A 25,818-nucleotide genomic window follows, 5' to 3' on the forward strand; every position below is an offset into this window, starting at 1 on the left:
GAGTCTTCGCCGCCATGTGATATGCGCCATATTGCAGGCATTTTTTATTCGAGCTAAAACAAAGGGGCTATTTTATTGATTAACACTTTGTTTACTTAAATTTAATCCGAAACATTGTTTCTTTGAACCTATTTATGAAGAGAGTTTTCCTGGTGCTGTTTATCAGCTTTATCACGCTATTTGCGAGTGCGCAAACTGCCAGTCAGCAATACCGGCTGGTTGGGAAAAACTATACCGAGATCAAAAATTATTACCTTTTAAACCTGTTTCAAAACTATGCCCCGGCCACTAAGCTTATTGGCAGCGATGCTGCTTTGGTACGCCTGGTGCAGGCTAAAATTAAAAAGCTACAGGATTCGTTAAAGGCGAATAAGGACTTTCGCAGCATTATACAGCCGTTGAAATTTTCGGAACAGGAAATAAAAACAACCAGCGCCAGGCTTGTCGCCTTATATAAGCCCACCAATGCTTTGGGGCTGCTGGTTAAAAATCATTTGATCCCTTCGGGTTGTTATATTAAATATGATTCCCTGTTGCCGGCTTCATTGCTGGTAAAAGCCTGGGAACAGGATGCCCTGGCCGTAAACCACACCATTGAAGTGTATGCCGAAGGCAAAAAGCCAAACTTTCCGGATGTGGATTCCATCAACTTTAACGTATACCGCAATACTTACCCCAAATTAATTGCCAATGGGGCCGAAGCCATCGCGAAACAATATGGCAGTACAAAGCTTTTTTATTTACCATCGCTTAATTATGCCCTGCATAGTTTAGATGTTAACGGGCGCAACGATGCCGCCAATGACGAGCCGATGGAGCAAAAGGCCAATAAAGCGGCCTATAATCGTTTAAAAACCATCAACTGGAAAAAATATCAGTATACGTTGATACTGGTGCCGGGCGAAGGGCCGGATAAACCAGGAATATCTATCAGTAAAGGTAGTATAGCACGCTGCAAAATTGCCGCTTTGAAATTTGCCCAGGGATTAACACCATTTATAATGGTATCGGGCGGCAGGGTACATCCGTTTAAAACCAGGTTTAGCGAGGGCGAGGAAATGAAAAAATTCCTGGTTAACCAGCTGAAAATTCCCGAAAACGCCATTTTTATTGAACCCCAGGCACGCCATACCACTACCAACCTGCGCAACTGCGCGCGCCTGATATTCAGGTACGGGATGCCTTTTAATAAACCCTTTATTACCTCGACCAATAAAATACAGAGTTATTACATATCGTATATGGATAAGCGCTGCATGGCTGATTTGGGTTATATGCCCTATTCCCTGGGCCGGCGATTATCAAATACCGAGCAGGAGTTTTACCCCACTATCGCATCGTTACAAATAAACCCGCTTGAGCCGCTGGATCCATAGGTCTTGAGTCTGAAGTCGAAAGTCCAAAGCCGAAAGTTAAGACTTCGAACTTCGGACTTTCGACTTCAGACTTAACCGTTATTCTTAGGCTTCGGTTTGTTTTTGTTAAAACGCCTGTTTGGCCTTTTGGGGTTTCTTTTGTCGTCAGACTGGGCCGATTGCGGTGCCGGTTGTATAGCAGCCAATTCGTCGGGCAAACCAACTACGCGGATAGCACGGTCCATCAATTGCTCAATGTTTTTCAGTTTACGCTCGTCGCGGTGATTCACAAAAGTGATGGCGGTGCCGGTTGTGGCGGCACGTGCTGTGCGGCCAATGCGGTGGATATAATCCTCCGGATCGCCGGGCACATCGTAGTTAACCACCAGGTCGATACCTTCTACATCAATACCGCGCGAAAGGGCATCGGTACCAATAATAACCGGCAATTGCCTGTTTTTAAATTTCAGCAGGATCTCTTCACGCTCCTTTTGCTCCAGGTCGGAGTGGAAGGCCATGGCGTTAATTTTGGCTGCTTTTAATTCTTTGTATAACGATTTTACGATCTCCTTACGGGATGCGAAAATGATGGTGCTTGTATAAGCGGCGTCGCGCAGGATCAATTGCAGTAGCGGCGTTTTTTGCTGATCATGCATACGATATATCTGCTGGTCGATACCTACGGCAGGCTGCGAAATGGCAATATTAATCTGCTCGGGGTCTTTCAAAATAGCCTTAGCTAATGAACGGATACGCCCCGGCATGGTGGCCGAAAATAGCAGCGTTTGCCTGGTTTTAGGCAGATAGCTGATAATCTTCATGATATCGTCGCTGAAGCCCATGTCGAGCATGCGGTCGGCCTCATCCAATATCAGGTGGGTTAAGTGGTTAAGCTTTAATACGCCCGATGTAAGGTGCGCAATAAGGCGGCCGGGTGTGGCAATAATAATGTTTACATTATTCTGGATGCCGCGGCGTTGCTGCTCATAGGCCATACCATCGCCACCGCCAAATACGGCTATGGAGCTAACGCCGGTAAAATAGGCCAGGCCTTCTACCTGTTGATCTATTTGTTGGGCAAGCTCGCGGGTTGGCGCTAAAATAAGCACACTGGTTTGGTGTTTGGCCGTACCGGTAATATGATTGAGGGTTGGCAATAAGTAGGCGCCGGTTTTACCGGTACCAGTTTGGGCGCAGGCAATAAGGTCTTTTCCCTGCATAATTGTGGGGATGGCCATTTCCTGTATCGGGGTAGGGGTGGTAAAACCCATACTCTCTATGCCTTCAAATAATTGCTCGTTGAAATTAAAATCCTGAAAAGTCACTATATCTTATAAGTAAATTATGCAAGGTATGAAAATTTAATTGGATATAGGGGTTTATAGCAAATCGATTAACACAAGGCGAATGCCTGCCTCACAATTGTTATAGACAGAATACCAATGGTGGCAATATTTAAAAAAAATCCGAAATCGAAATTCCCAATTCCGAAATCCTACGAATGTATATACCCCCTCAGTTGCTCAATAGTTTCCTGCTGAGATAGGATAGTTTCCTTCACCAAATCGTTACTGGAGATGATACCGATCAGGGTATCGTCCTTAAATACGGGCAGATAGCGGATGTTGCTTTCGCTCATGATGTGCATGCAGGTTTCAATGGAGTTTTCGGGTACTATGCGGGGCAGGCCGGTGCTCATGATCTCGCGCACCAGGGTTTCATGGGATGACTTTCCTTTCAGGATCACTTTACGGGCGTAATCGCGCTCGGTAAGCAGGCCAAGATATTCACCATCTTCGGTTATCACCACCGAGCCGATGTTTTTAGAGGCCATCAGTTCCAATGCTTCCAAAACAGATGTATCAGCATCAATGCTGATAGCGCCGCCACCCTTACGGGCCAGTATGTTCGAAACTTTTATCATGATACTCAGGTTAAAATGAGGAATTGGCTTATACCCAAATATAACAATTCCCGGTTAAAAGCAAATGGATTTTAAATTATATCTATTAACAAATTTTTAAAGGATGGGATGGGGTAACGGTTACCCCAAACAGGGGCACCGGATTAAAAGCAATGCCTGGTTTACCACGGGATACGGGTAATTGGCGAATTGGAATAGGGTTTTTAATGAAGATTAGATGTCCTAAACTATTTTTTTACTGTCAGCGCTATCTAAAATCAAAGCTTAACTGTAATGTTACTGTAAAAACGTAAAGCTGTAATACCGCGTATTTAACCACAAATGGCCATTTTAACTAAGCTTTACCCTTTCCTGACAGAGGCCCGTTTACCCAAAAATGATTAATAATTAATATTGTGGCATGGTATTTAACTATTGGATGCATCACATTAGTTAAGCCTCATTTAAGTTAATTTTTTTATCGATCTACACAAAGTACTACTCCATTGAACAATTTTTCAACTCTTAAGGTGCCAGCCAGTAAGGCTGCTTCAACCTTTCAGCATAAATTAAAAGGGGCTTCTTTAAAAATCATATTGGGGCTTGTATTCTTATTTTTTCAAAGCTTAACTGTAACTGCCACCACATTAAGTCGTGATACCAGCAAGTCAGATTCGGCCCGGCTGTCGCGCCATATCATTAACCACGCGTTTGATAATATATTTGAAGAAAACATGAGGCTTTCGCTGGCGGGTAACGAATATTTTCAGACAGAAAAAACGCAGTTGGTTGCCGATCTTTCGCCAAACTTTATCCTTTTCAGTACACCAAAATCGCGTTTCTTTTTTGAGTTTACTTCAAGGGTTAAAATCCGGCTGATGAACACGCGCGACGCGCCCGTAAAATCGCCCAGCTATATGCCCAATGCCAACTTGTTTTACAGGCTAAATGAGGATACCTATAAGCCAAAGTTTTTATCGTTGGGCTACTCGCACCACTCAAACGGGGCAAGGGGGCCTTCATTAAATAAGGATGGTACTTTTAATGTTGATAGCGGCAAGTTTACTACCAACTTTTACACCCTTACCTACTATACAGGTAAGCGGGTGGATAAGCCGGGGCTTACCATTAACCGTTACGATAACGTGGCGTTGGAGGTGCACTCCGGCCTATTTAACCTGGGCCTGTCGCAAGGGCTAAAAAATCGCTATGGCTTTGTGCGCGTTAACGGCAGCCGCATGTACAACTTTGTAAAGGCCTATGATGATCCCCTGGAGCAAGGTCGTAAAACCTACGAAAACTGGCAACGCATTCAGTTTGATTTTACCTACATAGCCGATAAGTATAATGACTATTCAGCATTTAACGTAAAAAAACGCCTTAACGTAAGCCTCAAATACTACTACTCGTTTCCGTTTATGCAAGGCACAGCCTTTATGGTTGGCGCCGGTTACCGTGGCCAGGATGATTATAACCAAAGTTTCCAGGATAGTTATGGCTATGGCATGGTAGGCATCGCCGCCAACTTATCATTCGGCTTTCATAAACACGCTGAATAAGGGCTGAAAGCAAAAAGCTCAAAGCATAAGGTTTTTTGCTTAAGGCCTTCTGCTTTAAATAACATCTTAAATAAGTTTTGAGCATAAAGCCGATAGCCTTTCCAGCTTTTGGCTTTATGCTTTAAGCCTTTCGCTTTATCTATCCACATTTTTACACAGGCTTCACAGCTGTTTGTAATTTATTTTTCCGATAATCGTTTTAGCATTAACAAAAAGCAGATATATTTAGCCAACCAAACGGTACTATATCTCCAGTTAAATTATAAAACACTATCGATGAAAAAGATCTTACTAAGCCTGATGGCTGTTTCTGCCCTTTATTTTGCCGCATCGGCCCAAACTAAATCGTTATTTGACGGTAAAACAACAGCCGGCTGGCACACCTATTTAAAAACCGACGCCAAAGCCTGGAAGGTTGTTGACGGCGCCTTACAGCTTGACCCCAAAGCCGAAGACCAGGGCGACCTGGTTACCAACGACGAGTATGAAAATTATGAACTGACACTGGAATGGAACATTACTAAGGAAGGTAACAGCGGTATTATTTTTGGCGTACATGAAGATCCTAAATTTGAAGCTACTTATCAAACCGGCATCGAAATGCAGGTTTTAGATAATAAAGATGCCAGCGACAATAAAAAAGCCAACCATCTTGCCGGCTCGTTATATGATATGAAAGCGCCATCGGCCGATGTTGCAAAACCTGCCGGCGAATGGAACAAAGTAAAATTGCGCAAAAAAGACGGGCACCTTACTTTTTGGCTCAACGGTACCCAAATAGTTGATGTACAAATGGGCAGCGAGGAGTGGAATACATTGCTTGCCAATAGCAAATTTAAAACCTGGGCCGATTTTGCCGCCTATCCTAAAGGCCACATCGCTTTGCAGGATCATGGGCACGTGGTATCGTTCCGTAAAATATCAATTAAACAATTATAATTCGTTAATCATAAATGTATTATACGCGTGGCGTTGAATATATTTATACCGATAATTCAATTAACCAATGCATGCCTAAAGCGTGCATTTTCCTGTTTTCAACAAAGGGTATTTTTGAGATAATATGAGCGATCTACAAATTAAAAAATCATCCGAAACTTACGATGTAGTAATTGTTGGTTCGGGTGCCGGTGGCGGTATGGCGGGGTATGTTTTGGCTAATGCGGGCATTAAGGTGCTGATGCTGGAAGCCGGCGCCTACTTCGATCCGCAAAAGGATTCACAACAACTTAAATGGCCCTGGGAGTCGCCACGTCGTGGTGCGGGCACCACCCGGCCGTTTGGCGATTTTGACGCCGCTTATGGTGGCTGGCAAATTGATGGCGAGCCTTATACTACCAAAGACAAAACTGAATTTTTCTGGTTCCGCTCGCGCATGCTGGGCGGCCGCACCAATCACTGGGGCCGTATATCGTTACGGATGGGGCCAAAGGATTTCCAGGCTAAAGATGGCCTTACTGATGACTGGCCAATAACGTATGATGATGTAAAACCTTACTATGATAAGGTTGACCGCATGATAGGCATTTACGGCACCAAAGAAGGGCTGGAAAACGAACCGGATGGTATTTACCTGCCCCCGCCAAAGCCAAGGCTTAATGAACTGTATATTGTAAAAGGCGCTAAAAAAGCAGGAGTTACCATTATCCCGGGCCGTGGTTCGGTGTTAACCGAAGCTTTGCCGGGTAATAAAGATCGTGGTGCATGTTTCTTCTGCGGTCAGTGTGGCCGTAGCTGTAAAGTCTATGGCGATTTTTCGGCCTCCTCATGCCTGGTTATCCCGGCCGTAAAAACGGGCAACTTAAAAGTAATTACCAACGCAATGGTGCGCGAGGTGTTAACCAATAAAGAAGGATTAGCTACAGGCGTATCCTACGTAAATCGCGAAGATTTACAGGAGTACCAGGTAAATGCCAAAACTGTTATCCTGGGCGCAAGCGCAGGCGAATCGGCCCGTATCCTGCTCAACTCCAAATCGGCCCAGCATCCGGGAGGTTTGGCAAACAGCAGTGGTGTTGTTGGCCATTACCTGCATGATTCAACAGGCTCAAGCGCCGGCGGTTTCCTGCCAGAGTTGATGGACCGCAAGCGTTATAACGAAGATGGCGTAGGCAGCGTGCACATCTACTCGCCATGGTGGCTTGATAATAAGAAACTGGATTTCCCGCGCGGTTACCACATCGAATATGGTGGCGGTATGCATATGCCATCATACGGCTTTGGCGGCGGCATCCACAACATGAACGGCGCGGTACCGGGCCGCGATGGTAAAATGAAGGACGGGGGCGGCTACGGTGCATCGTTAAAAGACGATTACCGCCGTTTTTATGGTACCCAGTTTGGTATGGCCGGCCGTGGTACTGCTATTGCCCGTTACGACAACTATTGCGAGATTGACCCTAACGTGGTCGATAAATATGGTATCCCGGTATTGCGTTTCCACTACAAATGGGCCGACGACGAGATTAAGCAAGCCAAGCACATGCAGGAAACTTTCCAGGAAATTATGCACAATATGGGTGGCGCAATTTATGGCCCTCCTCAAGGCCCCGAAACCAATTACGGCCTGGAAGCGCCAGGCAAAATTATTCACGAAGTTGGAACTATCCGCATGGGCAACGATCCTAAAAAATCGGCCCTGAATAAATGGTGCCAGGCACATGATTGTAAAAACCTGTTTGTGGTTGATGCCGCACCGTTTGTGCAGCAGGGCGATAAAAACGCTACCTGGACAATCCTGGCCATGAGCATGCGTACTGCAGAATACATATTACAGCAACGAAAAGCACTAAACGTTTAACAAGTTGATCCAATAAAATATTATGAACAGACGTGATTCCCTTAAAGCATTAGGCTTTACCACACTTTCGGCAGGATTAATACTGGAAGCTTGTAAACCCGGTGCCCCAAAAACAGAAGAAGTAGCCCCCGCAGCGGCCGAAGCAGAAGCTGGCCGCCAGCCTTTTGAGGTTGAGCGCGATAAAAAGCTGAATGCAGATAAATTTTTTACCCCGGCAGAAATGGCAACCATTACCGTTTTAGGTGATATTATCATCCCTAAGGATGAAAAATCGGGCAGCGCGTCAGATGCCAAGGTGCCTGATTTTATTGAGTTTATTGTGAAGGATATACCTGATCATCAAACCCCAATGCGTGGCGGTTTGCGATGGCTGGATTTGCAATGCCTTAACCGCTTTGGCAAAGTATTTACCGATTGCAGCCATGCCCAGCAAATTGAGCTGGTAGATATGATAGCCTACCCAGCTAAAGCCAAACCAGAAATGGCCCAGGGTGTAGCTTTTTTTAACCGCATGCGCGATTTGACAGCATCAGGTTTTTATACCACCAAAATGGGTATTGATGATATTGGTTTTGCCGGCAACAACATAAACAAATGGACGGGCGTACCCGATGATGTGTTGAAGCATTACAATATGCAGGATGTAAAAGCCGGTGTATAGGTAAAACAAAAAAGGAGCTGCAAGGCTCCTTTTTTGTTAATAGTGGAAAATATTTCCTGTCTTGACTCTTGATTCTTGCTTCTATTCCGACCGAAGGCTTTTTACCGGGTTCATCAACGCGGCTTTAATACTTTGGTAGCTAACAGTAAGCAATGTAATTGTTATAGAACCAATAGCCGTGGCCCCAAAAATCCACCAGGAAAGCTCGGCGTGGTATTTGTAATCTTTTATCCAGCCCTGCATAAAATAGTAAGCGGTTGGTATGGCTATCAGTAATGATATGGAAACCAGCACCACAAAATCTAACGACATTAAGCGCCACAAACCAAATACTGATGCGCCAAGCACCTTGCGCACGCCAATCTCCTTGGTGCGTTGCTCTGCCATAAATGATGCCATGCCGAATAAGCCCATACAACTGATAAAGATGGCAAGTAAGGTAAAGAAACCAGCCAGTTTGCCAACACGTTCTTCGTTGGCAAATTTTTGGGCGTACTCTTCGTCGGTAAATTTGTATTCAAAGGGGCTGCCGGAAGCATATTGTTTCCAGGCGGTTTCGATTTTAGCCAGCGTTTCATGCGGGCTTGCCTTAGGGTTAATGCGGATGTTAATGAGGCCGCTGCTATTTTTTGTGAGGTAAAAAACGGTTGGCTGTATTGGCTCATAGGGTGATGACATTACCATATCTTTTACTACACCAATAATCTGGAATTTTTTATACCATTCCAGTGTTTCGCCTACCGGGTTTTTCAAATGCATAAATTTAACCGCCGCCTCGTTTACCACCATGGCCGATGAATCGGCTAAGTTGTTTTTGTCAAAATCTCGGCCGTCCAATACTTTCCACTGGGCGGTTTTACCAAATTCTGCGCTTACGGATATCGTACCAAAATCATCCTGGAGGGTTGGGTCTTTATCGCGCCATTTAAAGCCGCTGTTATCAGAGTATATATCCGTTAGCGGGCTGTCAGATTCGGACATATCAATGATAGCGCCGGATTGGATCAGGTCGTTCCGTACAGCATCAAAATGTTTATGGATCTCATCGGTACGCATATCAACCTGGATCAGTCCGGTACGCTCATATCCTACCGGCCGGTTCTTGGTATACTGTACCTGCCTGAAAACAATGATGGTACCAATAATAAGGGTAACCGAAACCGTGAACTGCAATACCACCAATACTTTACGCGGCAGGGCAGCAAAACGCCCGGCTTTAAACGTTCCCTTCAACACTTTAACAGGCTGAAAAGACGATAGGTAAAACGCAGGATAACTTCCTGCTACGATACCGGTAAAGATACTGAAACCAATACCCATGACCCAGAATATGGGACTAAACCACAGTATCGAAACGGTTTTATCGGCAACCTGGTTAAACCACGGCAATATCAGTTGCACCAAAACCAGCGACAGGAAGAAGGCAAAAATGGTTATCAGCATCGATTCCATAAAAAACTGGCCGATAAGCTGGCTGCGTAAGGAGCCAACCGTTTTACGGATGCCCACTTCTTTGGCCCGTTTCTCGCTGCGGGCGGTGCTTAGGTTCATGAAATTGATACAGGCCAGCAGCAGTACAAACACGCCAATTATGCCAAACATCCATACAAATTTAATGTCGCCGCCCGTATTGATACCGTTTTTGAACTCCGAGTACAAGTGCCATTTACTCATGGGATGTAGAAAGATAGCGGCCTTAAAGGTTAAACCAATTTTGTCGTTATTAAGCTTCAACCCTTCCATTTTAAGGTTTTTTATTTTGGCAGATACCTTATCCGGATCGGCATTGGGCTGTAACTGCGCAAAAAGCTGCCAGGAGTTGTTGCCCCAGGTTGTACGGGCCTGTTTAAGGTAGGGCTGGGTTGTCATAAACAAGTCCCAGGGTGCAATAAAGCCAAGTTCTTTAAAGCTGGTATTATGGGGCAAATCCTCATATACCCCTGTCACCTTTACGTTCCATTTGTTATCTATTTTTATAGGCTTAAACATAGGGTCGGCATTGCCAAAAATGGCTTTGGCCAGGGACGCCGAAAGCATTATAGAGGATTGATCTTTTAATGCCGACCGCGTTCCCTTCAGCATTTTTAGGGTAAGCAAATCAGGCGCTTCTGCCTGCATGTAGGAGCCGGCGTAGGATAGTTTTTTATCGCCCGAGGCAATTATATGTTTAAAATTCCAGGTAGAGAGGACTACGTATTTAAAATCGCTTTTATATTCTTCGCCCAGTTTGTAACCCAGCGGCAGGGGAATTGAGTTTTGTGTGCCTACCTCGCCGTTAAAGGTTTGGTGCTGCATTACCCGCACAATCCGGTCGTAGCTATCATGGTACTTATCGTATGATAACTCGTTCCAGATCCAAAGGCCTATCAGCACAGCCACCGCCATACCAACCGATAGCCCGGTAACATTAATAAATGTATGCACCTTATTTTTTATAAGGTTTCGCCAGGCGATTTTGATATAATTCTTTATCATGTTGTACGTTTTAAGTTGTACGTGATACGTTTTTATTTTTAACTTTTTTCAATGACCAATGACAGCGCCGCGAAATGACCAATGACTTTTTCCTGTCTTGATTCCTGACTCTTGATTCTTGATTCTTTTTCACTCCGTTTTTAAACTTTTCACCGGGTTCAATAATGCAGCACGGATACTTTGGTAACTTACGGTTAGCAACGTTATTATCATAGCCCCTATGGCCGCGGCAGCAAATATCCACCAGGTTATCCCGGCGTGATATTGGTAGCCTTGCAGCCAGTTGTGCATAAAATAATAAGAAACCGGGGTTGCTATCAGTATGGAAATAATTACCAGCACCACAAAATCTGTTGACATTAAGCGCCACAGACTAAATACTGATGCGCCCAATACCTTGCGTACACCAATTTCTTTAATGCGCTGCTCGGCCAAAAATGAAGCCATCCCAAACAGGCCCAGGCAACTGATAAAAATAGCCAGGCCAGCAAAGCAGGCGGCCAGTTTGCCAATACGCTGTTCGTTGCCAAACTTTTTGGCGTACTCGTCATCCACAAAATGATATTCAAATGGCTGCGACGGATTGTATACTTTAAAAACGGATTCTATTTTGGTAAGCGCGGCTGTAGCGCTCATTTTTGGGTTGATTTTAAGCAGGATAGTTGATTCGGAGTCTTTGGACAGGTAATAAATAAACGGCCTGATCTCTTCATAAGGCGAGCTGATGATCATGTCCTTTACTACGCCTATCACCTTTAATGGCTCACCATTCCATTTAATGGTTTCACCAACGGCGTTATCATTAAAGCCCATAAAGCGGGCCGCGGTTTCATTGATCACCAAACCAGATGAATCTGTAAGGAACGACCGGGAGAATCCCCTGCCCTGTTTAAAATTCCAGCCGATTGTTTTTTCAAAATCATAGGACACTCCTTCATTAGGAAAATCCACACTCATGTTGGGGTCTTTGCCTTTCCACTCAAAACCACTGCTGCTTGAGCTGTATTCTGTTGGTGCAGCACCGGCTTCGGCTACAGATACTACGGCCTGGCTTTTTAACAGTTCGGTTTTAACTACATCGAGGTGTTTGTGAATATCATCGTTAAGCACAGGTACCGAAACCAATCCATCACGACTGTAGCCAATAGGCCGGTCTTTAGCAAACTGGATCTGCCGGAAAACAATAATAGTACCGATGATAAGGACGATTGACACCGTAAACTGTATTACTACCAATACCTTGCGCGGCATAGCGGCAAAACGACCAACCTTAAACGCTCCTTTTAAAACTTTAATAGGCTCAAATGACGACAGGTATAAGGCCGGGTAACTGCCGGCTATTAACCCGGTAAATAAACTAAAGCCAACAATCATGAGCCAAAACATCGGGCTGGCCCACAGGATAGACATGCTTTTATCAGATACCGAGTTGAAAAACGGCAGGCTTAATTGTACAAGCGCTATGGATAAAGCCAGTGCCAGCACCACAAACAGCAACGATTCGCTAAAAAACTGGTAAATGAGCTGGCTGCGTAACGAACCTATTGCCTTGCGGATGCCTACTTCTTTGGCCCGTTTTTCGCTTCGTGCAGTACTCAGGTTCATGAAATTAATGCAGGCCAGTAATAATACAAACACACTTATAATACCAAACAGCCAAACATATTTAATGCGGCCGCCAATATTTACACCATTTTTAAAATCGCTGTATAAGTGCCATTTGCTCATGGGGTGTAAAAACAGCTGCGGTTTCTTTTTAGCCAGCTCGGGGTTAATGTTGCGCAGCTTGGCATCTTTTATATGGGCAGATACATTGGCGAAGTTGGTATTGTCTGCAAGTTGAACAAATATCTGTACAAAGTTTGGCCGCCACGGATCAGCAGCTGTACGTACCCATTCGGTATTGTTAAAGTATAATTGCCATGGTGCAATAAAGGTGATTTCGGCAAAGGTTGAATTTCGGGGGAGGTCTTCATAAACACCGGTTACCTTAACGTCGAGCTTGTTGTCTATTTTTAAAACCTTGTTCATCGGGTCGACATCGCCAAAATAAGCCCTGGCAGTTGAGGCCGATATTAATACCGAGTAAGGATCTTTCAGTCCGCCGCGGGTACCCCTCAGCATTTTAAGCGTAAGCATTTCCGGTGCTTGCGGCTCAAAATAGACACCCATTTTGTTTAGCTTTTTATCGCCTAAACTTAACAAGTGGTTTCCCCAGCCGGTTGCCATAGCTACCGATTTAAAATTGCTACCATAGTTTTTACGCAGCTCGTTGGCCAGGGGGTAGGGGGTAGCCGCCCAGGTATTAATTTCGCCATTATTTTTTAAATGCTGCTCAACCTGTGCTATCCGGTTATAGTTTTCATGATACTGATCAAACGAAAGCTCGTCCCAAATCCAAAGGCCAATAAGTATAGCTACCGCCATGCCCACCGAAAGCCCGGCTATATTAAATAAAGGAGTTAGCCTTGTTTTTAACAAGGTTACGCCAGGCTGTTTTAAAATAATGTTGGTTCATTTGTTCACTGGTTCATTAGTTCATTGTCTTGTCTGTTCGTATCAGTAGCATGAATCCCATATGCTTCCGGTCTTGATACTTGATACTTACTACTTGATACTATTCCGCTTTTAGGCTTTTCACCGGGTTCATCAAAGCAGCTTTTATAGCCTGGAAACTTACGGTGAACAGGGCTACTATTACGGCTAATGTGCCGGCCAGGGCAAACATCCACCAACTGATGGCTATGCGGTACTCAAAGTTCTGCAACCATTTGCTCATTCCCCACCAGGCTAAAGGCGTTGCTATTACAAAGGCGATGAGCACCAGTTTTAAAAAATCGGTTGATAGCAATTGCACTATACCGGTTACGCTTGCACCCAATACCTTGCGGATGCCTATTTCCTTGCTGCGCTGTTCGGCGCTGAACGCGGCAAGCCCAAACAGGCCCAGGCACGATATCACAATGGCCACAATAGTAAAAGTGTTGATAATGCGCGATAATTTGATCTCATCGCTATATTGATTTTGCACCTCGGTATCCAAAAAGGTATATTCAAACGGCACCTCCGGTAAATCCTTGCGCCAAACAACTGATATTTTATCAAGTAGCTCTTTGTAGTTGCTACTGCCAACAGATACCACCATGCTATTGAAATAACCCGGATCGTTTTGGTAAACCATCATAAATGGCCTTACCTCGCCGTGCAGGGAATTATAATTAAAGTTTTTCATTACGCCGGCTACCTCAACAAAGGTGGCCGGTTTGCCATTGTATTGCGAGTACAGGCGAGTGCCCGGAGCCTTTTGTACATCTAAACCCAACCGTTTGGCCAGGGTTTCGTTTATCAATACCCGGTTGGTATCGTTCAATCTAAAATCGCGACCGGCTATTAATGTTACTCCATTGGCTTTTACAAAATGCTCGTCGGTATTGATGTTTTGAGCATCGATAGCTGCAGCCATATTGCCGCCCGCCAGGAAAACCCCATGATCATGCGGTACAAACTGGCCCAAATAGTTATCGGCATTATTTACTGCTTTTACTTCCGACAGTTCCTTCAGGTCGTTGGTAAAGGCAGGCATCTTTTTTTGCGAGCTTTCAGTATAGAAATTGAAGATAAGCTTCTGGTTTTTATCGAAACCGAGGTCTTTGTTTTTGATGTAGTTTAGCTGGCTATAGATAACGATGATACCTGTAACCAAAACTATAGACAAAACAAATTGAAATACTACTAATGATTTGCGGATACCCGTGGCCGAAACCTGGCTGGTAAAATTTCCTTTGATCACTTTAATGGCCTCAAAGGCCGACAGGTAAAACGCCGGGTAGCTGCCTGCCACAAAACCGGTAACCGTGATAAGGCTCAACAGCAGTACCCAAATTTTATAATTGCTGAAAAACGCTAACTGTATATTGGCCTGGGTGACTTCATTAAGGTAAGGCATTAGTACTATAAGCAATGGCAATGCGATAGCCACGCCTATAAAGGCAAGTAAAAACGATTCGCCTAAAAACTGTTTGATCAGGTCGCCTTTACCTGCACCTATTACTTTACGCACACCAACTTCCTTGGCACGTTTAGAGGCACGGGCTGTAGATAGGTTCATGAAGTTGATGCAGGCAATTACCTGGATCATTACGGCGATCAATATCAGCAGGAATAAAAACGATGGATTGAGTGTTTTGCTCAACTCGTTTTCAAAACCCGGTGTAGTGTGTAAAGTGGTAACCGGCTGCAGGTGCAGCACCTTTTTCATGCCAATATCTTTTAACTGCTGGGCAGCATGCCTGTTCAAAAAGTTGGGCAGCTTTTTCTCCAGAGAGGCGGCATCAGTGCCGGGCCTTAATTTTATATAGGCGTACAGGAAGTTATTGCCGGCCCAGGCATCATTCCGCCGTACCGATTCGCCAAATCCGCCACTATTCAAGGCCACATACATATTGCCGTGAATGTGCGATTTGCCCAGGCTTTCGTCAACCACGCCTGTAACTTTATACTCGTGCTTACCAAAACCGTTTTCGATAGATATCATTTTGCCAATCCCATCCTCGCTGCCAAAAAGCTTATCGGCAACCGGCTTTAGCAGTACAATGGAGTAAGGCTCTGCTAATGCGTTCTTAGCATTGCCCGCCGTAAAATGATAGCTGAACATATCGAAAAAAGTAGAATCGACAAACAGCGCGTCTTTCTCGTAAAACGATTTCTCTTTATAACGCAGCAAGTGTTGCTTTGCGCCAAACTTTTCGGTAGTTACCACACGGGTAAATTGCAGAACCTCGGCAAACTCATTTTTCATTGCCGGCGTTATAGGCGGCGAGCTTGCCCCGCTGTGGTGTTTATCGCCGGTAAGTTCCAGGTCGGTAGTAACCCGGTAAATATCGTTAGCATTTTTGTGCTGCTTATCATAACTATACTGGTCCTGCACATACAATAAAATATACAGGCAACACAAGGTACCCGTAGCCAGGCCTATAATGTTGATGAAACTAAAGGTTTTGTTTTTTAACAAAAAACGCCATGCTGTTTTTAAATAACTCTTTAACATAATTTTAGTTCATTGGTTCACTTGTTCATTAGTTCATTGGTCTTGTCTGTTGGTATCAGCGTAACAAATCCAAAATGCTCCGGTCTTGATACTTGATACTAACTACTTGATACTACTTCCCTACTCCGCTTTCAAACTCTTCACCGGGTTCATTAACGCTGCTTTGATGCTTTGGTAACTCACGGTACAAATAGCAATTACAATAGCCATTATCCCCGCCAGGGCAAACATCCACCAGCTGATGCTGATGCGGTTGCTGGGGTTAAAATCCTGTAGCCACTTATTCATGGCCCACCAGGAAATGGGAGATGCTATCAGGATAGCAATAAATACCAGCTTAACAAAATCGAGTGAGAGCAGGCGGGTAATGTTGGCTATACTTGCGCCAAGTACCTTGCGGATGCCTATTTCGCGGCTGCGCTGCTCGGCCATAAAGGCGGCCAGGGCAAACAGGCCAAGGCAGGCTATAATGATGGCTAATACGGCAAAACTGGTAAAGATGCGGCCCATGCGCTGTACATCGGCGTACATGTTGGCAAATTGCTCATCCATAAAAGTGTAACGGATAGGCTGGTTTGGCGAAAAGCTTTTCCATATGGTGTTGATCTGAGCCAGGGTGGCTTTTACATCAGTGGGTTTTATTTTTACCGATACAATTGTAGGACTATTACCCAGGTGCATTACCAATGGTTCGAGGCCACCCTTTAGCGATTCAAAATTAAAATCCTTCACCACACCAATTATGGGCAAAGGAGCGCCATAATTACTTATCCGTTTACCTACCGGGTTTTTAAGTCCTAATTTTTGTGCCATGGTTTGGTTGATAATATATGCCTGCGAGTCGGTTTTTAGTTTAGGGTTAAAATTCCGGCCTGCCACTATCGTCATGCCCAGGGTTTTTATGTAGTCGGCATCAACATCCCAAAACTGGCCGCCGGTGCCGGCTTCTAATTTCTGTTTACCCTCGTTATGGAATTCATTGCCGTTACGCTTGGTGCCAGATACCGGTAAAAAATCGCTCACGGTGGCGCTTTTTACTGCCGATAGCTTCAGCAACTCGTTTTTGAAGTTTTGCACTTCGCCCTCCAGCGTCTGTGTGCCCTGTATCATCAGCACCTGGTCTTTTTCAAAACCTACCTTTTTGTTTAGGATGTAATGCATCTGGTTATAAATAACCACGGTGCTTATAATTAATATTATGGAAGTAGTGAACTGGAAAACAACCAGTCCGTTACGTAAAAAGGAGCTTTTGCTACCCGCAGCCAGCTTGCCTTTCAGCACTTCTATCGGTTTAAAGCTGGAAAGGTAAAATGCAGGATAAATGCCTGCTAAAATGCCTATTACAACAGCGGCAACAATTATGGCCGGCATAAACCACCATTGCAGCCATGGTATGGTTAGTGTTTTTGATGCCAGCGTATTAAAATAAGGCATTAAAAGCGCAGCCAAAACAATAGCTATTATAAAGGATATAAAACTGTAGATAAGCGACTCCGTTAAAAACTGGTTGATCAGGCCGCCCCGTTGTGAACCAACCACCTTACGGAGGCCCACCTCTTTTGCCCTGTTTGCCGATTTAGCCGTTGCCAGGTTAATAAAATTGATACAGGCAATCACCAATATAAAACCGGCCACCGCCCCAAACAACCACACAAACCGAATATCTCCATGCGACAAGCCATCGCGGATATCATACGAGTACAGGTTAATATCTTTAATATTTTGCAAAAACATGGTTAAAGCGGCGGCAATCCTATCCGCGTTTTTATCGCCACCCCTTCTCATATCGGGTATGTAATAGCCATTTATTATGCCATTGGTTATCTTTTTATTTAAGGCTTTAACATCTGCACCCGGTTTAAGTAATACGTAAACATCGTAATTGCTGGCTCCCCAGGTTTCCTGTTCGCCATCCCAAAACTTAATACCGGTTAGGGTGAGCAAAAAGTTATAATGAAGGTGTGTTGTAGGAGGGAAATCCTGCATTACCGCACCAATTTTATAGGGCCTGCTTTTGTTGTTATTAAGGTACATTACCTTGCCAACCGGGTTTTGACCGGGGAAATATTTATCGGCCTTGCTTTTTGATATCACCATGGTTTGCGGCTCGGTAAGCGCGTGCGCCAGGTCGCCGTAAACCATAGGGACTTTTAGGATTTCCAATAACGACTGGTCGGCGTAAGCAAAACCATCCTCGTGGGTATTCTCCACGCCGTCTGCCCGTTTCAGCTCGTTACTGCCCGCACCCCAAAACAGGGAGTTGTTCATTACCCGGCCCGATTTTTCGACCTCCGGGTAGTCGTTTTTTAACGTTTTGGCCATAACTGCGGGCCAGGAAGTACCTTTTTCGTGTATAGCATCTATATTATAGGCACCCACAACCCGGTAAATCCTATCGGCATTGGGGTAGCTTTTATCAAAACTAACTTCGTCGCGGATGTATAATGCGATTAACAAACATGCAGCAATACTAAATGCAAAGCCGCCAATTTTTATGGCCGCGTACATTTTTTGCTTTTGCAATTGCCTTAAAGCAACTTTTAAATAGTTCTTTATCATACCGGTATTAATTAAAATTGAACTTCTTTTATCCGATCTTTTGTGTTCTATATATGCAGGTAAATAAGGTGGTATAACCCTGATGTCTTCTTCAGCCATTGTATCTACAGGCTTTATATTTTGCAGGATCCTTTCAAATAATAACGAACTGTTGGTTTCAGTATCCTGCTTTTCATCCTGCCACCAGTCAAAAATTAGCATTAGCGAGGTTTTCAGTCCGGGATTTTCCATTAACAGCGTATCCAGTTCGCGCAGTTCATCTGCCGATGCCTCGTTAGCCAGTTTTTTTGTTGCCAGTTGCCAAACGTGTTCCTCTATGTTCATACTTTATAGGTAGATAAATTGACATACAAGGGTAAATCCCACCAATTACATAGAATAAAATATGTGCCATTTATTTAAATATCAGACAATCAGTTATTTGTGTTGAAAAAAAAGTCCCGGGTGTTCGAATACGTACATCTGGTGTTCGGTTTTATGCGGAAGTTCTGAAGTAGCCGTACAGATTTAGGTAAAATAATTATAAATTAGCTTAAGTATCAACAAGCTATCTTAATATGCAAAAAAAATGCCTCTTCATTTTTCTTCTTTTTGCGCAAACCGCATTCGCTCAAAAAACTTACATCCAATGCGGAAAACTGATTGACGGAACCTCGCCGGCAGCACAAACACAAATAACTATAGTTGTTGAGGGTAAAACTATTGTCGATATTCAAAAAGGATATACATCAGGGGCGGCAACAGATAAGGTAGTCAACCTGCAAAACAAAACGGTAATGCCGGGCCTTATTGATTGCCATGTTCATCTTGAACTTGAGTTTAATAAAAATTCGGCTCTCCAGGGCTTTACATTAACCGATGCTGATATTGCATACCGCGCCTCGGTATATGCCAAACGCACCCTGATGGCGGGCTTTACCACTGTGCGCGATCTTGGCGGCAGCGGTGTAAATATCAGCCTGCGCAAGGCAATTAAGCAAGGCTTGGTTGATGGCCCAAGGGTGATAACTGCCGGCAGGGCTATATCAGCCAGCGGTGGCCACATGGATCCATCTAACGGGTTCAGGGACGATGCGTTTAACCACCGGCCTGGGCCTGACGACGGTATAGCCGATGGTAAAGACGAGCTGATAAAAGCAGTAAGGTTGCAATTTAAACGTGGATCAGATGTGATTAAAATAGCATCTACCGGCGGCGTACTGGATTTAAGTGAAGATGGATCGGGCGCGCAGTTTAGTATTGAGGAGATAAAGGCCGTTGTTGAAACAGCCAAAGATTACGGCCTTAAAGTGGCCTGCCATGCACATGGCGCCGAAGGTATAAGACGGGCGATACTGGGGGGCGTGGCCTCTATAGAGCATGGCACCTTTATGGATGATGAAGATATTAAACTGGCCAGGCAATATGGTACCTATTACGTGCCTACCATTATAGCCGGAAAATCGGTAGCCGATTCTGCCCGGATGCCGGGATATTTTCCGCCGGTAATTGCCCGTAAAGCTTTGGAGATAGGCCCGCAAATATAACAAACATTTACAAAGGCGTATAAAGCCGGGGTTAAAATAGCGTTTGGCACCGATGCCGGGGTATATGCGCATGGTAAAAACTATATTGAATTTCAGTATATGGTTGAAGGCGGCATGTCGCCTATGGAAGCCATAAAATCGGCAACAGGCAGCGCCGCCGATCTGCTGGGTATGAGCGAAAAAATTGGCAGTATAAGCAAGGGAAAGTTTGCCGATATAATAGCTATTGAAGGCGATCCGATACTTGATATAAAAACCATGAAAAACGTAGCTTTTGTGATGAAAGAAGGAAAAGTATATGTTATTGATAATTGATCCGCTATTTAAAAAAAACGCTGTTATATTTTCCGGCTTATTTGAGGCACCGGTGAACGCTGCATATTAATTCCTGCAGGAGCGATCGTAGCCAATATACACCGTGCTGTCGCCAATTCACAACAATTTAGCAACTATAAATAAATCACCTTTACGGTAACATAAAACGCGCAGAAGCGTCTTATGTACTTTAAAGCCGAAAGCTTTTGCCCGTGGCAGATATACAATTGCTAAACACATCTGCACGGCCGGCCTTACCATTGTAATTTTATATGACTGATCTGAAACTAATTTCAACACTGCTGCTTTCATCTGTGTTTGCAGCAACTTTCACCTCATTGCGGGCGCAACAGGCGCCCCAACCCGAAGACCCCGCCCTGAAAATTTACCGGGAAACACCACGCAAGGTTAATGACCTGGTGCATACCAAGCTGGATGTACGGTTCGACTACAAAAAACGCTATATGTATGGCAAGGAATGGGTTACTTTAAAACCGCACTTTTACCCTACCGACAGCCTCCGTTTGGATGCTAAAGGCATGGATTTAAAAACTATAGCCCTTGTAAAAAACGGTAAAAACATTCCCCTGAAATTCAGCTACCGGGATAGCCTGAGCGTAGCTATTAAACTGGATAAAGTTTACCGCAATAATGAAAGCTATACCATTTACATTGATTACACCGCCAAACCAAACGAGCTGAAGGTAAAAGGAAGCGCTGCCATTAATGATGCCAAGGGTTTATATTTTATCAATCCCGATGGTACTGAAAAAGACAAGCCAACCCAGGTATGGACGCAGGGTGAAACCGAAGGCTCATCGGCCTGGTTCCCAACCATTGATAAGCCCGGCCAAAAAACAACCGAAGAGATCAGCATGACCGTGCCGGCCAAATATGTAACCCTATCAAACGGCAAACTGGTATCTCAAAAAAACAACACTGATGGTACCCGTACTGATACCTGGAAACAGGATCTGCCACACTCGCCGTACCTGTTTATGATGGCCGTGGGCGATTTTAAGATATATAAAGATAAATGGCGCAACAAAGAGGTAAACTATTACCTGGAACCCAAGTATGCGCCATATGCCAAAGAAATTTTCGGGATGACACCCGAGGCTATCGAATTTTACTCCAAAACTTTGGGAGTAGATTATCCCTGGTATAAATACTCGCAAATTGTGGTTCGTGATTATGTGAGCGGTGCGATGGAAAACACCTCGGCTACCCTGCATGGCGCTTACGTGCAAGGTACCCATCGCGAACTGTTGGATGCCTACTATAACGATGGCCGCAGTACTATTGTGCACGAGCTTTTTCACCAGTGGTTTGGCGATTATGTAACCGCCGAAAGCTGGAGCAACCTAACGGTAAACGAATCATTTGCCAACTTTAGCGAAACCCTTTGGGCCGAGCATAAATATGGCAAAGATGTGGCCGACGAGCATAACTATATTGATATGCAAAGCTACCTGCGGTCGCCGGATGCACGCACTAAAAACCTGGTGCGTTTTCATTATGCCGATAAAGAGGATGTATTTGATGTGGTTACTTACCAAAAAGGAGGCCGTATCCTGAATATGCTGCGCAACTACCTGGGCAACGAAGCTTTTTACAAAGGACTAAACATTTACCTTACCACCAACGCCTTTAAAAATGGCGAGGCCCAACAACTACGCTTAGCCCTTGAACAAGCCAGCGGGCTCGATTTGAACTGGTTTTTTAACCAATGGTATTATGGTGCCGGCCACCCGATACTGGATATCAGCTATAAATGGGATGATGCCACTAAAACCCAAACAGTTTACCTGCAGCAAAGCCAGGATGGGCAGCTATTTAAACTGCCAATGGCCATTGATATTTACGCAGGCGGCAAAAAAACACGTCATAAAGTTTGGATGAATAATCAGAACGATACCCTTACCTTTAAGCTGGCCTCAAAACCCGACCTGGTAAATGTTGATGGTGATAAAATATTGCTGACTAAAAAGACCGACCATAAAACCTTGCAGGAGTTTGCTTTCCAGTATTTTAACGCCCCGCTTTATTTGGATAGGCTGGAAGCCATCAATGCAGCTGCCGATAAGCAAAGTGAAAAAGATGCGCAAAAAATCCTGATTGCAGCGCTGAGCGATAAGTATTACGGTTTACGCGATAAAGCCATCCGTACGCTAAAACTGGATGATGATGCCATCCGTAATGCCGCGCAGCCTATTTTGGTTAAGCTTACACAAACAGATGTCAATACTTTGGTACAGGCACAGGCCATAACCGCTCTGGGCAGCTTGAAAGCAGCCGGCAACATGAATTTATTTAAACAGGCATTAGGCAGCCAATCATATGCTGTACAAGGGGCTGCTTTAAATGCTATTAATTTGCTTGAGCCCGCATTAGCTATGAACCTTGCAAAAAATTATGAAGCCGATAACAAAGGCGGCCTTACTGCGGCCATGATGAATGTTTACGCCACCAGCGGTACCGACGCCCAATGGCCATTTGTATACAAGCAATTTGATGAAGCCGCACCGCAGGCTAAATATAATGCTCTTGATAAATTTAGCGCCATGGCAGGCCGTGTTCAAAAACCTGAGTACGCCCAGCAAGGGATCAGTCAGATTAAAGATTTTGGAATAAAATATAAACCGCAGGGCATAGGCGATGCCGCTATTAAATTTATAACCGATATTAAAGAAAAGCGTCAGCAAATGCATGATGATGCCACCGTGAAAGCGGCAGATGAGGCAATTAAATTGATCACGGACGCCAAATAGATGTGCAAATTTCAGATTTCAAATGTGCAGATGGAGAGAATTTGAAAATCTGGTAATTTGAAGATTTGAAAATGAAAAAAGACATATTTTAAATTAAAAGAAAAAGCCCGGAAGATTTCAAATCTTCCGGGCTTTTTCTTTTAACATTTTATTTACAGCCTTAAAGTATGATGTGCTTTACCCACCTTTAACCTTTCGCCTTTAACCTAAAATTTAGCAGTATTGCTCAAAAGCGCCAATCAGGTTATCGGCAATCATTTGGGCTGGGCGGCCTTCAATCTGGTAACGCTCAATAATGTGTACCAGCTTACCGTCTTTAAACAAAGCCATAGCAGGTGACGACGGAGGGTAAGGCAGCATATAGTTACGGGCAGCATCTACGGCTTCTTTTTCCATACCGGCAAAAACAGTAACTAATTTGTCAGGATGTTTCCCGTTAGCAGCAGCAATCCGTGCGGCAGGGCGTGCATTTGCTGCAGCGCAACCACATACAGAATTTACCATTACAAACACTGTGCCTTCGCTTTCAATGGCGTTTTTTACTGCCTCGGCATCTTTCAACTCCTCAAAACCAACCCTGGTTAAATCTTCCCGCATTGGGGCAACTAAATATTCTGGATACATGGTATGTTTAATTTTTTGAATTATTTATCAACTGCAAAAGTAACAAATGATTAACAGTTTACGTTTAAAAAACGCAATAATAACAATTTGCTGACGATGCGCCTTTTCTATAACCATCAGGCTGTAAGGTGTTTGTTTATAATAGCTATTGATTTATTCAATGTTATCGTTATATTGCCAACCCTAATTTATGAGTTTGATGAAACAAAAGACATCTGATATCAGTACCGTTGTTGTTATTAATAAAAACCAGCAGCCTACACGGTCTTTACAAATTAAAACAAAACACCTTAACAATCTTAAACATTACGCGCTCGGCACCTTGTCGGTTGTACTGGTTTTGGTGGGCGGTATTATTTATTTAAGATGGCAAAACCAGCAGCAGGAAGTTGAAAAACAAGCGCTGATGGCCCAGATAGTAAAATTGAAAGGAGCGGTACCTGTACAGGTTGCAGCGCCCGCCGAGGCTAAACAAGGCAGCGCGCAAAGCTACATTCAATCGATTGAAGGTAAGTTAAAAACAATAAATGATTACCTGCGCCGCCGGGGCTTAAAAGGGTTCAGTACCAGGGGGATTGGTGGCGACAACGACGCCGAAGGTAAAAAGCTAAATGATGGCGAAGTATATTCGTTATACAATGATTACCTTAATCACCTGATGGGTACCATTGCATTTACACCAATGGGTTATCCGCGCATCAGTTCGTTCACGTCGTTTTTTGGCTACCGTAGTGATCCTTTTGATAGCTCCAGCGCCGAATTTCACCCCGGGATAGATTTTAAGGGCAAACGTGGCGACGAAGTAAAATGTACTGCCAGCGGCAAGGTTGTTTTTGCAGGCTGGGCCGGAGGCTATGGCAACTGTATCCGCATTCAGCATATCAACGATATCCAGACTGTTTATGGGCACCTATCCAAAATAAAAGTAAAAGTAGGGCAGCAAGTAAACCTTGGCGATGAGATTGGCCTTGTTGGTTCAACCGGCCACTCCACCGGCGCCCACCTGCACTACGAAGTACGCAGGCATGGCAAAGCCGTAAACCCGGTTAATTTTTTAACACTAAATAAATAGTGAGTGGTGAGAGGTGAATAGTGAGTGGGTTGTTGCCACTGATTTGGTGAGTTGTGAAAGTGAATAGACTATAGATTCCTTCGCAAATCACTAATGCCTCCTCACCATTCACTCCTCACCATTCACCTCTCACCACTATGGCTATTTTCGGAAAAAAAGATAAAGTATCGCTCGATTTGCAATCCATATCAACCCTGATAAGCGAAGGCTGCATCATTGACGGCAATTTTAAAGCCCAGGCATTTGCCCGCATTGACGGCCAGGTAACCGGTGATGTTACCGTTGATGAAGGCCTTATCCTTGGCGAAAAAGGGATTGTCAATGGTAATATCATTACCAAAGAGATTGTAGTTTACGGCACAGTAACCGGCGATATCCAAACCACATCCCTTGAAATACGTGCTACCGGCAAAATCACCGGCACCATTACCACCCAAACCCTGCTGGTTGAAACCGGTGGCGTTTATAATGGATTGCTGAGCATGGGAGTAGTGGAGAAGTAAATTGGGAAATTAAGAATATTTAATATCGAACACCGAATATCCAATGTCGAATAATGAACCGAAGACTTAGTGATTGGACATTCGAAATTCATTATTCGATGTTATTTTGTCCCGATAAAGCTCTATAAAAATATTATTACCACTTGGATGACCAGGCTTTGGTTCTTATCTCGTCAACAGATGGAAAATGGGGTGCGGTACCGAAATTTTCAAACAACTCGTTTACATTTACCTTCTTTCCTTTAGGGGGATGGGGGTGATCTTTTAAGGCGGGTTCGCCTACTTCCACAACAATCACTTCAACTTTTTTGCCAAAAAACTTTTTGGGCACCTCAAAGCTCTGGTTCTTTTCGTCGGGGGTTAATACTTGTTTGTACATGGCATTAGCTATCAATTCAAATATACAAATTCATTTTTAATCGGATGCCAGTGGGTGTACTAAAACCCCTTTGGATAATGAATTTTCGCGTTAGTGATGGAAGTGGATACCGGCCTCGCGCCTAATGCCTGTGTAGTATGAACGTACAGCACGGGCCGCAGGCAACGCCATAATAAACATCAGATTTGAGATGTGCTAGCCCCGCCGCAACCCGAACCCCGACCCTCGCAACCCGAACCCCCACTTGCCCTATGGCAACAAATACCCCC

Annotated in this window: 16 protein-coding genes and 1 pseudogene; 9 read left to right on the forward strand and 8 right to left on the reverse strand. The window is 44.3% G+C overall.

The window, feature by feature from the left end:
• Window positions 1–134: 134 nt before the first annotated feature.
• Entirely contained in the window at window positions 135–1,376 is a 1,242-nt protein-coding gene (locus tag AC1DXF_RS12080) for a YdcF family protein (protein ID WP_477448881.1), read from the forward strand.
• Between the two features lie 71 nt (window positions 1,377–1,447).
• Here the strand turns inward: AC1DXF_RS12080 and AC1DXF_RS12085 are convergent, their stop codons facing one another.
• Both AC1DXF_RS12085 and AC1DXF_RS12090 read right to left on the reverse strand, forming a co-directional pair.
• The gene (locus tag AC1DXF_RS12085; protein WP_477448882.1) at window positions 1,448–2,680 is read right to left on the reverse strand and encodes a DEAD/DEAH box helicase; all 1,233 of its coding nucleotides are present in this window, start codon (window positions 2,678–2,680) and stop codon (window positions 1,448–1,450) included.
• A 170-nt stretch (window positions 2,681–2,850) separates the two neighbouring features.
• Window positions 2,851–3,279 carry a CBS domain-containing protein gene (locus AC1DXF_RS12090; protein ID WP_477448884.1) on the reverse strand — a complete coding sequence of 143 codons (429 nt, stop codon included), beginning with the start codon at window positions 3,277–3,279 and terminating at the stop codon, window positions 2,851–2,853.
• Window positions 3,280–3,788: 509 nt separating this feature from the next.
• On the opposite strand from AC1DXF_RS12090, the gene AC1DXF_RS12095 reads away from it, so the two are divergent.
• From AC1DXF_RS12095 to AC1DXF_RS12110, 4 genes are all read left to right on the forward strand, one after another.
• Window positions 3,789–4,817: a hypothetical protein gene (locus AC1DXF_RS12095; RefSeq protein ID WP_477448886.1), complete on the forward strand. Its 1,029-nt coding sequence runs from the start codon at window positions 3,789–3,791 to the stop codon at window positions 4,815–4,817.
• Window positions 4,818–5,093: 276 nt separating this feature from the next.
• On the forward strand, window positions 5,094–5,756 hold the full coding sequence (locus tag AC1DXF_RS12100; RefSeq protein WP_477448888.1) for a 3-keto-disaccharide hydrolase: 663 nt from the start codon (window positions 5,094–5,096) through the stop codon (window positions 5,754–5,756).
• 124 nt (window positions 5,757–5,880) lie between these two features.
• Window positions 5,881–7,617, forward strand: coding sequence for a GMC family oxidoreductase (locus tag AC1DXF_RS12105; RefSeq protein ID WP_477448890.1), 1,737 nt, complete (start codon window positions 5,881–5,883; stop codon window positions 7,615–7,617).
• A gap of 22 nt (window positions 7,618–7,639) precedes the next feature.
• On the forward strand, window positions 7,640–8,278 hold the full coding sequence (locus AC1DXF_RS12110; RefSeq protein ID WP_477448892.1) for a gluconate 2-dehydrogenase subunit 3 family protein: 639 nt from the start codon (window positions 7,640–7,642) through the stop codon (window positions 8,276–8,278).
• A gap of 81 nt (window positions 8,279–8,359) precedes the next feature.
• On the opposite strand, the gene AC1DXF_RS12115 is transcribed toward AC1DXF_RS12110, so the two are convergent.
• The 4 genes from AC1DXF_RS12115 to AC1DXF_RS12130 form a co-directional block, all read right to left on the reverse strand.
• On the reverse strand, window positions 8,360–10,753 hold the full coding sequence (locus tag AC1DXF_RS12115; protein WP_477448894.1) for an ABC transporter permease: 2,394 nt from the start codon (window positions 10,751–10,753) through the stop codon (window positions 8,360–8,362).
• Between the two features lie 129 nt (window positions 10,754–10,882).
• Window positions 10,883–13,234: an ABC transporter permease gene (locus AC1DXF_RS12120; protein ID WP_477448896.1), complete on the reverse strand. Its 2,352-nt coding sequence runs from the start codon at window positions 13,232–13,234 to the stop codon at window positions 10,883–10,885.
• A gap of 136 nt (window positions 13,235–13,370) precedes the next feature.
• Window positions 13,371–15,800, reverse strand: a complete 2,430-nt coding sequence (locus AC1DXF_RS12125; RefSeq protein WP_477448898.1) for an ABC transporter permease — start codon at window positions 15,798–15,800, stop codon at window positions 13,371–13,373.
• A 120-nt stretch (window positions 15,801–15,920) separates the two neighbouring features.
• Entirely contained in the window at window positions 15,921–18,683 is a 2,763-nt protein-coding gene (locus AC1DXF_RS12130; RefSeq protein WP_477448900.1) for an ABC transporter permease, read from the reverse strand.
• Between the two features lie 452 nt (window positions 18,684–19,135).
• On the opposite strand from AC1DXF_RS12130, the pseudogene AC1DXF_RS12135 reads away from it, so the two are divergent.
• A pseudogene (locus AC1DXF_RS12135) lies at window positions 19,136–20,200 on the forward strand (metal-dependent hydrolase family protein).
• Between the two features lie 272 nt (window positions 20,201–20,472).
• On the forward strand, window positions 20,473–22,971 hold the full coding sequence (locus AC1DXF_RS12140) for a M1 family metallopeptidase (RefSeq protein ID WP_477448902.1): 2,499 nt from the start codon (window positions 20,473–20,475) through the stop codon (window positions 22,969–22,971).
• A gap of 213 nt (window positions 22,972–23,184) precedes the next feature.
• On the opposite strand, the gene AC1DXF_RS12145 is transcribed toward AC1DXF_RS12140, so the two are convergent.
• Window positions 23,185–23,595 carry a BrxA/BrxB family bacilliredoxin gene (locus AC1DXF_RS12145; RefSeq protein WP_477448904.1) on the reverse strand — a complete coding sequence of 137 codons (411 nt, stop codon included), beginning with the start codon at window positions 23,593–23,595 and terminating at the stop codon, window positions 23,185–23,187.
• A 199-nt stretch (window positions 23,596–23,794) separates the two neighbouring features.
• Here AC1DXF_RS12145 and AC1DXF_RS12150 point away from each other — a divergent pair, with 199 nt between their 5' ends.
• Both AC1DXF_RS12150 and AC1DXF_RS12155 read left to right on the forward strand, forming a co-directional pair.
• Window positions 23,795–24,667, forward strand: a complete 873-nt coding sequence (locus AC1DXF_RS12150; RefSeq protein WP_477448906.1) for a M23 family metallopeptidase — start codon at window positions 23,795–23,797, stop codon at window positions 24,665–24,667.
• Window positions 24,668–24,804: 137 nt separating this feature from the next.
• The gene (locus AC1DXF_RS12155; RefSeq protein ID WP_477448908.1) at window positions 24,805–25,170 is read left to right on the forward strand and encodes a bactofilin family protein; all 366 of its coding nucleotides are present in this window, start codon (window positions 24,805–24,807) and stop codon (window positions 25,168–25,170) included.
• Window positions 25,171–25,306: 136 nt separating this feature from the next.
• Here the strand turns inward: AC1DXF_RS12155 and AC1DXF_RS12160 are convergent, their stop codons facing one another.
• Window positions 25,307–25,549, reverse strand: coding sequence for a hypothetical protein (locus AC1DXF_RS12160; RefSeq protein ID WP_477448910.1), 243 nt, complete (start codon window positions 25,547–25,549; stop codon window positions 25,307–25,309).
• Window positions 25,550–25,818: the final 269 nt, after the last annotated feature.

Source organism: Mucilaginibacter sp. P2_A5 (assembly GCF_056404995.1).